The sequence below is a fragment of the Bacteroidales bacterium genome (genome assembly GCA_021648725.1).
Classification (GTDB): Bacteria; Bacteroidota; Bacteroidia; order Bacteroidales; family JAADGE01; genus JAADGE01.
Window position 1 is genome coordinate 1 of record JAKISF010000001.1, and the last position, 14,134, is coordinate 14,134.

At 31.6% G+C, this 14,134-nt stretch carries 10 protein-coding genes and 1 tRNA gene; 5 read left to right on the forward strand and 6 right to left on the reverse strand.

The features are described from left to right. Positions 1–111: 111 nt before the first annotated feature. Together L3J35_00005 and L3J35_00010 are read right to left on the reverse strand one after the other, a co-directional pair. On the reverse strand, positions 112–426 hold the full coding sequence (locus L3J35_00005; GenBank protein ID MCF6364566.1) for a hypothetical protein: 315 nt from the start codon (positions 424–426) through the stop codon (positions 112–114). Between the two features lie 10 nt (positions 427–436). After that, positions 437–1,111, reverse strand: a complete 675-nt coding sequence (locus tag L3J35_00010; protein MCF6364567.1) for a T9SS type A sorting domain-containing protein — start codon at positions 1,109–1,111, stop codon at positions 437–439. Positions 1,112–1,618: 507 nt separating this feature from the next. On the opposite strand from L3J35_00010, the gene L3J35_00015 reads away from it, so the two are divergent. Beyond that, a complete protein-coding gene (locus tag L3J35_00015) occupies positions 1,619–2,818 on the forward strand; it encodes an IS4 family transposase (GenBank protein ID MCF6364568.1) in 1,200 nt (399 codons plus the stop codon). Between the two features lie 47 nt (positions 2,819–2,865). Here L3J35_00015 and L3J35_00020 read toward each other — a convergent pair whose 3' ends face one another. The 3 genes from L3J35_00020 to L3J35_00030 all read right to left on the reverse strand — a co-directional run bounded on the left by L3J35_00020 (position 2,866) and on the right by L3J35_00030 (position 7,400). Beyond that, positions 2,866–5,205 (reverse strand): hypothetical protein, encoded by a 2,340-nt coding sequence (locus tag L3J35_00020; GenBank protein MCF6364569.1) that lies wholly within the window; start codon positions 5,203–5,205, stop codon positions 2,866–2,868. Between the two features lie 174 nt (positions 5,206–5,379). Beyond that, complete coding sequence (locus L3J35_00025; GenBank protein ID MCF6364570.1) at positions 5,380–5,889, reverse strand: hypothetical protein; 510 nt, start codon at positions 5,887–5,889, stop codon at positions 5,380–5,382. A 95-nt stretch (positions 5,890–5,984) separates the two neighbouring features. Beyond that, positions 5,985–7,400 (reverse strand): Fic family protein, encoded by a 1,416-nt coding sequence (locus L3J35_00030; protein MCF6364571.1) that lies wholly within the window; start codon positions 7,398–7,400, stop codon positions 5,985–5,987. A gap of 375 nt (positions 7,401–7,775) precedes the next feature. On the opposite strand from L3J35_00030, the gene L3J35_00035 reads away from it, so the two are divergent. After that, the gene (locus L3J35_00035) at positions 7,776–7,973 is read left to right on the forward strand and encodes a hypothetical protein (protein MCF6364572.1); all 198 of its coding nucleotides are present in this window, start codon (positions 7,776–7,778) and stop codon (positions 7,971–7,973) included. Positions 7,974–8,377: 404 nt separating this feature from the next. On the opposite strand, the gene L3J35_00040 is transcribed toward L3J35_00035, so the two are convergent. Further along, positions 8,378–8,452, reverse strand: a tRNA-Val gene (locus L3J35_00040). A gap of 144 nt (positions 8,453–8,596) precedes the next feature. Between L3J35_00040 and L3J35_00045 the strand changes: the two genes are divergently transcribed. The 3 genes from L3J35_00045 to L3J35_00055 all read left to right on the forward strand — a co-directional run bounded on the left by L3J35_00045 (position 8,597) and on the right by L3J35_00055 (position 14,130). Next, a complete protein-coding gene (locus L3J35_00045) occupies positions 8,597–10,882 on the forward strand; it encodes an NADP-dependent malic enzyme (GenBank protein MCF6364573.1) in 2,286 nt (761 codons plus the stop codon). Positions 10,883–10,971: 89 nt separating this feature from the next. Then, positions 10,972–12,126: a DUF3179 domain-containing protein gene (locus L3J35_00050; GenBank protein MCF6364574.1), complete on the forward strand. Its 1,155-nt coding sequence runs from the start codon at positions 10,972–10,974 to the stop codon at positions 12,124–12,126. A 27-nt stretch (positions 12,127–12,153) separates the two neighbouring features. Next, positions 12,154–14,130 carry a sulfatase-like hydrolase/transferase gene (locus tag L3J35_00055; protein ID MCF6364575.1) on the forward strand — a complete coding sequence of 659 codons (1,977 nt, stop codon included), beginning with the start codon at positions 12,154–12,156 and terminating at the stop codon, positions 14,128–14,130. Positions 14,131–14,134 lie beyond the last annotated feature (4 nt).

A 14,134-nucleotide genomic window follows, 5' to 3' on the forward strand; every position in this document is an offset into this window, starting at 1 on the left:
TCGGCTGTCCGATAAAATTTGTATCTTTGTTCATATCTTAATTTTTATAGTGAAAAATAAAGATATAAAAAAGTGGGATTTCTCAATCGAGTTTCCCGCTTTTAAAAAGTTTTATCGGACAACAATGTTATTTAATGTAAAACTTTCACTTTCAAATTCATCATTGTATTGAAAAGTATAAGAAATACTGTTCAAAAAATCTAATTGAAATATTGCTTCCTTTAAATCAATTTCAATTAACTCTTTTATTCTTTCTTCTGTTTTTAATGGGAAAACTTTTTTTAAATTATTTTTAAAGGTAGAATCAACTCCACCTAAACCATCCCATAATATTTGCTCAATCATAAATCTTTTAAACTCTTCCCAGTTATTGTGATTATTGTCTTTGCAGTCTAAATCATATGATATTAATACTTTGTAGTCCATAGTTATATTATTAATCAATTTTTATAATTTCAAAAGAACCAATTAACTTGTTATTATTCATTATCTTCAAATAGTAAACTCCGGAACCAAAACTATTCATGTCAATTTGAATAACATCTGAAACCTCTCTATTATAATTAATTTTAAACTCTCGACCTAAATAATCAATTAAATATAACTTATATGCTTTGGAATTGTATTCGGTAAACAGATTTGATTTAACATATAAATTTGCAGATGTTGGATTTGGGTATATTTGAAAAGAATTTCTTTCTAATTGGTTTACTGATATAGTTTCATCAAAGTTTGCAACAAGAGTTCTATTATCTGTTACAGTGAAACTATAATTTGCATTTGCAGAAACTTGAGTTCCGTTTTCTGTCCAATTTACAAAATCATAATTTGTCTCTGCTGTTGCTGTCAAACTTGCAGTTGCACCATAATCATACGTTCCTGTACCTGTGATAGTCCCTCCGTTACTGGGATTTGAACTTGCCGAAATATTAAAAGTTTGAATTTCAAAGTTTGCAATAAGTGTTCTGTTTTCTGTTACTGTGAAACTGTAATTTGTATTTGTAGAGACTTGAGTTCCGTTTTCTGTCCAATTTGCAAAAACATAGCCTGTTTCAGCTGTTGCTGTTAAACTTGCAGTTTGACCATAGTCATACGTTCCTGCACCTGTCACATTACCACCATTACTTGGATTTGCACTTGCAGAAATATTAAAAGTTTGAATTTCAAAGCTTGCAACAAGTGTTCTATCTTCGGTTGCTGTAAAACTATAATTTGTATTTGTAGAAACTTGAGTTCCATTTTCTGTCCAATTTACAAAATTATAACCTGTTTCTGCTGTTGCTATTAAATTTGCAGTAGTTCCATAATCATATATTCCATCTCCTGCAATTGTTCCACTATTTATAGGACTGACACTTGCTAAAATATTAATACTTGAATCAATGTCGTTTAGTTAGTATTTCAATATAATTGTTTAAAATTTAGCAGTTTATAACAAAAAGTTCTTTGAAAGTTTGTTTTTATTCATATTGACTTTATCTTTACGGTATATATAGGGGGTAATTGTAATCCCAAAGAAATCCAAAGTGAAGACTATCGAATAATATTAACAAAAAATATTGATTATGAACTTGATGAAGAAAAGTTCCAAAGCCGTTCAAAAGACGGACCAAACGGTATGTTTTCACGTAAGAGAAAGCTGACAATCAGAGCATTAATTATTTTAATCATGTCTTTAAATCGAGCAATTCAACGAGAACTTGATAGTTTTTTTCAAAAAGTAGATTCATCTGATTATACAATTCGAGAAGCAACCAAAGGAGCTTTTAGTCAAGCACGTGCAAAATTAAATGAATGGGGTTTTATTCGCTTAAATGAAATTGCGGCAGATACTTTTTATTCTCAATCTGAATATTACGTATGGAATGGTCATCGGCTGTTAGCAGTTGACGGCACACGTTTGATGTTGCCGAATCATAAGACTGTTAAAGCCGAATTCGGAGAATGTTCATTCGGACCGAAAGCTGACAGCAAACGTTCAATGGCTTTGGCTTCGATGCTTTATGATGTTCTCAATCAAATATCAATTGATGCTCAACTTGCACCTTTCAAGAGCCCCGGAGCCAAAAAGAGTAGTGAACAGGCATTGTTGCAAAAGCACATGAAAAAACTAATACCAAATGATTTGTTGCTACTTGACAGAGGGTATCCGAGTTTGGCATTATTTTTTCAACTTAAAGCACAATCGGTTGAGTTTTGTATCAGAATGAAAGGCAGTTGGTGGAAAGAGGTTCGCAAGTTCAGAGAGAGTTCAGAAAAAGAAAAGATTGTAAATTTCAGTTTGCCTGGAAAAGATGAACAAACGTTAAGTGAATATTCTGAATTTACTGACAGAACTATAAAATGCAGACTAATAAAAATTGAATTGGACAGCGGAGAAATTGAAATATTATGTACTTCATTAACAGATAAAGAAAAGTATCCTTATGGACAATTTAAAGAGCTTTATCATTTTCGTTGGAATGAAGAAGAGGCATATAAATTGTTGAAAAACAGAATAGAACTTGAAAATTTCTCAGGAAAAACGGCAAAAGCCGTAAAGCAGGATTTTCATGCAAAAATATTTTTGCTTACCCTAAGTGCTGCTTATGCACATCCAATTGAAGAGAGGGTTAAAGAAAAATATAAGGCAGATGAAAAAAGAAAATACAGTCAAAAAATAAACAGAACAAATAGTATTGCAAAAACAAAAGATATACTGATTGGAATGTTTATCAAAAAGCAATACAAACAAGCATTAGAATCTTTTGATAAAATAGTTTACAATACAAGAGAAATCATTAGACCTAATCGGAAAAATAAAAGAAAGCATCGGTAGAAAAAACCTTATTCTATGAATTACAAGGGTTTATGACAAAGTATTAACTAAACGACATTGATACTTGAATATAGATTGCTTTCCCAAATGCCACGTCCAAATGTTGCAGCTCTTATTTTTAATGCACTATACTGAATTTCAAGTTCTGTAATTACAACATTTGGCAAGTTATCATTAAACAATATCCAGTCTGATGAATTATCATCCCAAACATATACACCTACATCTGTTCCTAGGTAAATTGTTCCATGATTTTTATTTATTACTGAACAATTGACAGGAAGATTAGGTAAACTTCCTGACCCATCATACCAGGTTGAACCTCCATCATTTGTTAAAAATACTTTTTCACCGTCAATATATCCTGATAATGTAACTAATATACCATTTGCATTTGTGGGATCAACTGTTAAAGAACTTATATTTGCAGTATGTACAGGTGTAATATCATACCAACTTGTTCCTCCATCTGTAGTTTTATATATATCGGAAAGAGTTGCTGCATATATATAATCTGGATTTGAAGAGGATACCACTAAATAATTTATAGGTAAACCACCATCTAAAATTGGAGATATTGCTGACCATGTTGCTCCCTGATTTGATGTTTGATAAACTTTATCATAACCTGCATAAAATGTCAGATTATCTGTAGGATGGATAACATAAGGTGTAACCCAACGCCCTTCCGGGTTGCCGGAAATGTTAGCAGAAAAATCATGAACACCACTGCCCGAATTCAATCGAGTAATAAGACCCTTTGGGCCTGAAACATATATGTTTTCATCAGTATAGTCAACAATACATTCCATACCATCACCAGTGGGATATATCATACCCCAATTAGAACCATCTTTATATTTAGTACTATTGTCCTGACAACCTCCGACAATAGTACTAGGTACTAATGTTGAATTACTAAATTTATAAAACTGTGTAATTTGTAAACCATTACTAATGTCGTTCCAAGTAGTACCTCCATCATTTGAATAATAAACTCCTCCATCATTACATTCAAATAAATAACTTGAGTTTAGGGGGTGAAAAGTAAGAAAATGTTTATCTGCATGGACAACATCTGCTCCTGTAGTATTATAAGTACTTGATTCTGTCCAGCAGTTAGATGGTGACCATGATGCCCCACCATCATTAGTTTTCCATGTATTTATACCACCAAGAAAAATATTATTCGCATTAGTTGGGTCTATTGCATAGGCTAAATCATAACTTCCTTGTCCGTTTTCATCAGATACCGCATCACCATACCAACCTAAGAAGTTACCCCATGCAGGAAGCCAATACTGAGAAAATGAAGCACCACTATTACTAGAATACCATAGTCCCGCAAGACCACCATTGTCACTTCTAGAACAAACTGCATCAACTAAAGTTGGTGCTGCTGCACTTACGGCAATGTTAATTCTGTTTATACCTGATAAAGATGTTACTTGTGTCCAAGTATCCCCAGTATTTGTTGAACGATAAATTTGTGCATTCCCAGCTCCTGTATTATCAAAGGTTGTTGCATAAACTGTTGATGGTTCTCCCGGCTTAAACTCCAAATCAATAAAATATCCTATTTGAGTAGCAGACCAATTTGTGCCTCCATCTGTTGTTTTGAAAATTCCTACAGAAGTTACTGCAATTAAAATTTGCGGATTTGTTGGATGTATAAGTAACCGTCTTATTAAAACACCTTGGTCTGGTGTAGCACTCAACACATTTGTCCATGTTGCACCTCCATTTGTAGATTTTAATATACCAATACTTTTTGTATCACCAAGACCTGCATATAAACTACCTCCGTCCCCGTCTCCTGTTGCAATATACATTATGTCCGGATTTGTATAATCAATTGCAATATCTGAAACACCTAATACTGGAAGATTGTCAGTATTAGTTGTCCATGTTGCACCAAAGTCTGTTGTTTTCCACAGACCTCCGGCAGGTGTACCTATCCAAAATGTATTAAAATCTGTCGGGTGAAAAGCAATACAGTTTACTCTCCCTATTCCTTCGTATCCTCCTGCTGCTGTTGAAGGCCCTAAAAATGTCCAATCTGAAGACACTTTTACATTATTATCTGATTCTTTGGTTGTCCACTTTTCCCATTCTTCTATGACAACTGTATTTTTTGGGAAAGTTCCATTAGAATTTACTCTTGTTTCCCAAAACCATTCCCATCTTTTAAATTGTTTGTATCCGCTACCTTTTTCTTTTGTTTTCTCAGGATTAGCATCAAAGTAGGTGTAAAAAGCTTCTTGAATTTCAAAAAATGTAGGGTTTGGATTCTTCATTAAAGAACTTTTCCAATTTTGAGCACTTAATCCTAAATTAAAAAAAATGAATAAAATAAAAATAATTGAAAGTTTAATTTTAGTAGCCATGATTTCAATTTTTAATGATAATTATAAAAAAGCAATGTATATTATATTCTTATTATTAAATAAATTTAACAATTAAAGCAAAGGTAATATTTAAAATCTTATTTGTTTTATAAATGAAGTACTTTCTCTGAATCGTGAATTACGTCACGCTTTAAAATGTTTTAAAACAAATCTTTATAAGTATTTTTTTTCAATAATTAACATATTTTTAATTTCATCAATATGCTTTGAAACATAATCAAATTGTTCAGAATAATTGCCCTGTTCTAATCTGCAATACCTCTTTATCCTTTCAAGTGCAGTATTATATTCATTGCTTTTTTCTGAAAGACTTTTAATGGTATTAATCATTTGTTCATGATGATCAAGTGTCACAAGATAATGATTGCATTTTTTACGAAAATTTTTATCAATTTTCAGTTCTCCGGAAGTAAGCAATGTTACACATATCTCTTTTCTTACATGAATAAATACACTAGGCTTACTCTTTTCTTTTAGAATCAAAACAGCTAATCCATAATTATGTTTCAGATATTCTTTGTTAGCTTCCATTTCAGAAATAAATCCTCTAAATATATTTTTTTCTCTTCTGTTTTTTTTGTATTTGTCATAAAAAATAGTAATAATCGGTGCAATTATTGCACCTCCTAATCCGCCTAATAAGACTGTTGTTAAGGTTTCCATATTTATAAGTTTAATAGTTAATAATCTGCGGAGTTGTGTATGTGTTCTATTATTTATTTTTAATCTTTTTTAGCAATTCTTCTCGTAACTTCTTTTTATACTTCATCATATACAAACATTACGTCAAATTTAAAAGTTAGTTCTGAACCTAGTAATTCAATTTTTATTTTTATTGGAAATTCATTGAGATTAGGAATTTCTCCTTTAACGTGTAACGGAATCTTTATTGGACTATTGAGTGTAAACACAGGTTGAAAATAATGAGGGCTATTAAATGCCAATAAAGTGTATGGCTGACTGAAAGAACTACTAGTATTAGTAATTCCTGTAACCTTAAAATAAAGTCCTTGATTTACTAATTTTGTTGACCATTCATCCGGTTTTTCCCATTCAAATAATGGTGTAAGTATAATTTTCTTTATTTCAATAAATGAACTTGGATTCATTAATAAAAACTCTTTTTCTTTTATTTTATTTGTCAATTGGAACATTAAATCTGATTTCATCGGACTCAATTTTTCAGCTAAATAATTTGTTCCGGCTCCAACTCCGTATTTTACTATCATCTTGTTTTTCACCATGGCAGTAAGTGCCTTTTTTACAGTTGACAGAGGGATATCCAGTTTTGTTGAAATTTCACTTGATTTGCTACCCGGATGGTTTTCTATGTATGCTAATATATTTTTAGTCCTGGGAGCTATTTTTTTTGATAAATTTTCATGAGTATTTAACTTAATCATTAGCTTATCTTGTATATTTAGCAGACAATCTAAAAAGAAGATAAGCCATTCATCTATATTTTCTCCCGGTCTTTGTTTTTGAGTTTTCATCAACACCTTATAATACTCTGCTTTTCTATGTTCTATTTCGTGTTCAAAACTAACATACTGAATCCATGTATAGCCACTCCTTAATAGTAATAAAGTTCCCAGTAATCGACTTAATCGTCCATTCCCGTCTTGGAAGGGGTGAATACTTAAAAAATCATAAACAAATAAGGCAGTCTTTACTATTGGAAGGGTTTCTTTATCTGAATGATACCATTCAATCAAATCTTTCATTGCCTGCTCTGTTGCCAGTCCCGGTTCTGCTGTTTCAAATATAATTTGTTTACTACCATCAAGCCGTTTGGCTTCAACAGAATTGCTAACTTGTTTATATTCTCCTCGATGCCACTCATCTTTTTTAGAATAATTCATTAGAATTTTGTGAAGATTCTTCAAGTTCCCTTCCGAAATAAGAATGTCTTTGTATGACTCTGCAATTGTATCAAGTACTTCAAAATAACCTGCGACTTCTTGCTCGTCCCGTTCTTCTAATTTAGATACTTTAAGTTTCTCTATTAATACTTCTACTTCATTATCAGTCATTTTAGAGCCTTCAATTCTTGTTGATGCTCCAACACTTCTAACTGTTGCAATTGCTTTAAGTTGTTTTAGAGTTTGCCCTTCTCTTTTCTCTATAAGAGACCAAGAAGCATCAAATCTGTCTACTTTACTGATTTCAGACATCAGCTTCATAGTCAATTTTAAATGAAATGTATGAATATTTTGTAACATATGGTTCGTTTAGGTTCGCAAATATACGATAGATTATTCGTAAATAAAAAACAATTGGTTCGAAATGGTTCATAAATATCCGATATTGAGTCGAAAATTAAAAGACATTTTTTGATATTAATATGATAAAATGCTATATATCTGACTCTTGAAATCCAAAAATATTTAGAATTTATGATGAATATTTTTTACTGATGAAGATAATTATTGCCTTATTTTAAGAATCTTGAAACCTGAATGAGGTTTAACGAAGCAACCAAACAGATTTCAACGAGTTTTGAAAACAGGCTGAAACGAAGCTTAAAAATGATTATTGATTAGTGAATAATGATTATTTTAAGAATGTGCAACGAAGCTGTGAAAGAACTTGCAATGAAGTTGCAATGTGATTTAAAAAGAGGTTACATCGAACCATTAAAAGAACCTACAACGGATATTTCGACAAGCTCAATAATCGGTTGCATCGAAGTTGCAAACAAGAATATTAAGAAACAGGAACGAAATTTACAACAAGTAAATCTTTGAATTTATATAAACCAAAGCATTTTTCAAATCTTTCTCTCCGAGATAAGTTTGAACTTTAATATCTGAATAACCCTTTGCTTTTAGTTGTTTAGCTTTATTGTGCCTGAAAAGATGTGTTGACACTTGTTTGTTCCCGATAAGAAGCAGAAAATAAAAAACCAACTTTTGAATTTTTCTTTTTTTTATAAAATACAGCAAATATCTAAAACTTAATTTTTTTGTATCACAAATTTAAAATGTGTATCACAAATGTATCATTACTTTAAATATAAAAATTATTACTTGCTGTTTATCAGTATATTATATTTTTACAATATGGTCCACAAAAAGATAAAAGAAAATTTCATTAAAAACAGAAAGTCAGAAAGTTACATTAAACTTTCTGACTTTTGACCCATATTCCGTGGGCGATACAAGATTCGAACTTGTGACCCCTTGGGTGTAAACCAAGTGCTCTGAACCAACTGAGCTAATCGCCCTGAAAACGGATGCAAAAATATATTAATTATTTTTATCTGCAAATTTTTATGTATTAAATCTTTAAAAATAATGTCTATAAACATACTTGTTTATGAATGTTAAAGTTAAAAAAATGTTATTTTTGTTTAAAATATCTTTGAGTTATGGCAAAAATAAAAAAAGAAGATGCTTTAAAGTATCATTCAGAGAACAGACCGGGCAAAATTGAAGTTATACCGACAACTCCTCATGCAACACAACGTGATTTAGCATTAGCATACTCTCCCGGAGTTGCAGAACCCTGCTTAGAAATAGAAAAAAATAAAGACGATGCTTATAAATATACTGCAAAAGGTAATTTAGTAGGAGTTATTTCTAACGGAACTGCAGTTTTAGGGCTGGGAAATATAGGAGCATTAGCCGGAAAACCGGTAATGGAAGGAAAAGGTCTTTTATTTAAAATATTCGGAGATATTGATGTTTTTGATATTGAATTAGATACAGAAGATATCGATAAATTTGTAGAAACGGTTAAAATTATTGCTCCTACTTTCGGAGGAATCAACTTGGAAGATATTAAAGCTCCTGAATGTTTTGAAATCGAGAAACGTTTAAAGGATGCTCTTGATATTCCCATAATGCATGACGACCAACACGGAACAGCAATAATTACTGCATCCGGTGTAGTAAATGCGGTTCAATTTGCAAAGAAAAAATTAAAAGACATAAAAGTTGTAATCAGCGGAGCAGGTGCAGCAGCAATGGCTTGTACAAATCTGATTATATCTCTGGGGGTTCAAAAGAAAAATGTTGTAATGTGTGACAGTAAGGGTGTTATAAATAAAGACCGAAAGGACATAAATAAATACAAAAAAGAATATATTACTTTGCGAAAGATTAAAACCTTAGGAGATGCCATGAAAGATGCTGATTTATTTTTGGGTTTATCAGTTAAAGATACCGTTACAAAAGAAATGGTAAAGTCAATGGCAAAAAATCCGATTATTTTTGCAATGGCTAATCCCGACCCTGAAATTACTTACGAAGACGCAAAAGATGCAAGAGAAGACGTATTAATGGCAACCGGTCGTTCAGATTACCCCAACCAAGTAAATAATGTTTTGGGCTTTCCTTTTATTTTCAGAGGAGCACTTGATGTTAGAGCAACAGGTATTAATGAAGAAATGAAAATTGCCGCAGTTCATGCAATTGCAGATTTAGCAAGAGAAGATGTTCCGGAAGAGGTAAGTAATGCATATAATACGAAACACTTAGTTTACGGAAGAGATTATTTCATCCCTAAGCCAATGGACCCCAGATTAATAACGAAAGTTTCAATTGCCGTTGCAAAAGCTGCAATGGATTCGGGTATAGCAAAAAAACCTATTGAAGATTTTGAAAAATATGAGGAAGAACTTATCGAAAGAACCGGTTCAGGCAATAAATTAGTACGCAGAATATATACACAAGCAAAAGCAAATCCCAAAAAAGTTATTTTTGCCGATGCTGAAAACTATAATGTGCTGAGAGCTGCAGAAGTATGTATTCATGAAGGTTTTGCGGAACCGATTTTATTAGGTCAAAAAGCAAAAATTTTAGATATTATTACCGAATATAAATTAGATGACTTGCTTGAATCTGCAACAATAATAGAACCTTATTCAGTTGAAGAAAGACCCAGAAGACAAAAATATGCTCAATACTTTTATGAAAAAAGAAAACGAAAAGGCGTAAGATACAGAGATGCAAATGAAAAAATGTATAATCGTAATTATTTCGGTATGATGATGATAGAACACGGAGAAGCCGATGCTTTTATTACAGGTTATGCAACAAAATATTCAGAAGCTCTAAGCCCGATACTTGAAGTAATCAGATGTTCTGAAGAAGTTAAAAATATTGCCGGTATGTATGTTGTAAAAACAAAAAACAGACCTTTATTCTTTGCCGATACAACTGTTAATAAAATGCCGTCATCTCAAACATTAGTTGAAACAACTTTAACTGTTGCCAGAACTATTAAGTGGTTAGGAGAGAAACCGATTATTTCAATGTTAGCATATTCAAATTTCGGAGCAACAGAAGACGGAAGCCCCGAGCGAGTGAGAAAAGCGATAGAGATACTGCATAGAGAGCATCAAGATATTATTATTGACGGAGAAATGCAAGCAAATTTTGCTCTGAATACTGAATTAAGAGATAAACATTTTCCGTTTACAAAATTAAAAGGCAAAAAAGTAAATACACTAATTTTTCCGAACCTAAGCTCAGGAAATATTGCTTATAAAATGATGCAGGAAATAGGTGAGGCCGAAGTTCTCGGTCCTATCTTATGCGGAACAAGAAGACCTGTTCATATCGTTCAATTAGGTTCATCGGTAAGAGAAATTGTAAATATGGCAGCAATTGCGGTTGTTGATGCACAAAACCCCTCTAATAAGTCATTTTAAAGAACTGATGATTTACAATATAAAATTGGAGGTTATAAGAATCTGCTTTATATTGTCCTGCGTTACAATTTCTTATAAAATCAATAATTATGTTAATACTTTATATAATTGCATTTATATCTTTGATAATAGGGATGGGTGCTGTTTTTACTTTGATAGAAAAATTCCCGGTTAAGTTGCTGTATTATCATTACCGAATAAGAAAACCGTTGATTTGGATTATTTTTACGGGAGTCTTAGTTTGGCAAATACTGATTTCAACAAACGGTTTTTCCGTAAACTCAATTCCGCCGTTGCTGATAATAGGCTTAGCTGTAATTATGACTTATAAAGTCCATCAATCAACCTGGTTCAAGGCAATCAATTTTCCGAAAATGACCTCTGAAACAGAAAATATACCTTTATCAAAAGAAAGCCAATTAGCTGTTATCGAAATCAACGGAATTATTAAAGCATATCCGTTAGACTTTGTCATTCATCATCATATTGTGAATGACAAATTCAACGAAACTGTAATTGCTCTTACCTATTGTGCTATGTGCAGGAGCATTATCCCTTTTGATGTTACAGAAATAGGTCCCTTATTTGTTGCCTCTTTTAAAAATGCTAATATGGTTGTGGCAGATAAAAAGACAAAAACATTTTTTCAACAAGCATCATTCAACTCAATAATAGGAAAACTTCACCCCTACACATTAAAGATGATTTCTTTTCAAATTTTATCATGGGAAGATGTTAAAAAATTAAAACCTGTTCCTAAAATTGCCGTGATAACCGAAAATGACCTCAGATCGTTTAAACTTCCTATACCGGGTGTTTGGAAAAAAGTAATGTCAACCGAATTAACTCCGGGCTTATCAAATAAAGATAAAACATTCCCCTCAAAAATGCACGTTATCGGAATAATTGATGCATCTGTTAACCCAAAAGTTGTTTATTTAAAATCAGAAGTTCTGTCACAAAAGGTTTTAAGAAATGACGATTTATGCTTTACATTAATAAGTACGGGCAAAACCGTAAACGGATTTAAAAATAAAGTAGGAACGCATGAAATATATTTGTCATTAAAAGACCGGCAAACAATTACCGATTCTAAAAGTGAAACAACTTGGGATTTAACAGGAAAATATATAGGCGGCATCGTTAACAGCAATCTTGAACCACTTGCAATTTCTGATGAGTATTGGTTTTCTTGGAAAAACTTTCATCCGGAAAGTAATTTAATAAGAATTAGTAACTCCTGAAATATTAGCTGCTTTTTATAATAAAAGATGTACCCCGATATTGATATAAGTTCGGAGCAACGAATAAATAATATGAATAAAATAAACATACACATACACGAACTATTTGTACTCCTAAAAAGATTGCTGCTCTTAATTGTCTTATTTTCAATTATGCGTATCTTTTTCTATATTTTTAATACAGAGCATTTTATTGAAATAAACTTCCCCCGATTCTTAAGAATAATGACAGGAGGAGTTAAATTTGATATTTCTGCAATAATGTTTATAAATGCTTTATATATTTTATTATATCTTTTGCCTTTCTCCTTTAAATATAACAAAAAATATCAATTAATATTGAAGTATTTATTTTTAATCTCCAACTCAATTGCTGTTGCAATAAATACTGCTGATATATTTTATTTTGACTACATCCTTAAAAGAACAACCGCAGATGTATTTATGTTTGCCGGAGAAGGTAACATCTTAAAATTGTTTTCACTTTTTATTATTGATTTTTGGTACGGAACTCTCCTCGGAATAATTCTTATTACAAGTTTTATATTGATACATAATCGTATTAAATTAAAAAAACCTGAAAAAAAGATTTCGCGATTATCATATTCAATATTCGGAACCGTAATTTTAGTAACGGCAGGATATTTTTCCGTAATAGGAATGAGAGGAAGTTTTGTAAATGCAACATTTCCGATTACGGTAGGCGATGCAGGAAAATATACAAACAAACCCATTGAAATGGCAATTGTTTTAAATACTCCGTTTTCAATAATTAAAACAATTGAAAGAAAACCGCTGCTCGAAAAAAAATATTTTAAACCTGATGAATTGAGAAAAATATACTCTCCGGTTAAAGTAATAAATAATGAAAAAGAATTTAGAAAATTAAACCTTGTAATTATTATAATGGAAAGTTTTTCACGAGAATACACAGGCAGTTTGAATCCTGATATTCAAAACGGAAAATATAAAGGTTACACACCGTTTTTGGACAGTATAATAAGAAAAAGCAAAGTTTTTACAAGAGCTTTTGCAAACGGAAGGCAATCAATAGAAGCATTACCCGCAATTGTTGCAAGTATTCCTACTGTTGAGCAAGCCTATGTAAGTTCTGCTTACGCATCAAATAATATTAACACAATTGCAGATTTATTAAGTAAAGAAGGGTACAATTCATCTTTTTTTCACGGTGCCCCGAATGGTGCAATGGGCTTAGAGGCATTTATGAAAATTGCAGGATACGATAACTTCTACGGAATGTCTGAATATAACAATAATGATGATTTTAACGGCTCTTGGGGAATTTGGGACGAAGAATTTTTTCAATTTTTTGCCGGAAAATTAAATACATTTAAACAACCGTTTAATACAACTTTTTTTTCGTTATCATCTCACCATCCTTTTAAAATACCCGAAAGATATGAAGGTAAATTCCAAAAAGGCGAAATTGAAATACATCGCTCCGTCAGATATGCCGATTATTCATTACAAAAGTTCTTTGAAACAGCAAAAAAGTCAGATTGGTATAAAAACACATTATTTGTGATAACAGCTGACCATGCAAGTCAAAGTTATTTAAAAAAATATCATTCAAGTGTCGGTAATTATGCAATTCCTATAATCTACTTTTGCCCCTCCGATAGTGCTTTAACCGGAATTGACAGTACCGTTACACAACAAGCCGATATTATGCCGACAGTTTTAAACTATCTTAATTATAAAGGGAAATTTGTCTCATACGGAAACGATACCTTTAATAACCAAAAAGATAATTTTGCTTTTAATTATCTAAACAATACGTTTCAATTAATTTCAGGTAATTATGTTCTTCAGTTCAGCAACGATAAGTCAATTGCTTTATATAATTATGAAAAAGATTATTCGTTAACCGAAAACGTTCTTTCGAAAAAACCGAATATTGCAGATAAACTTGAAAAAAAAATAAAAGCCCTTATTCAGGATTATAATTACAGAATGATTCACAATAAACTTACAGTTGAATAGTGTC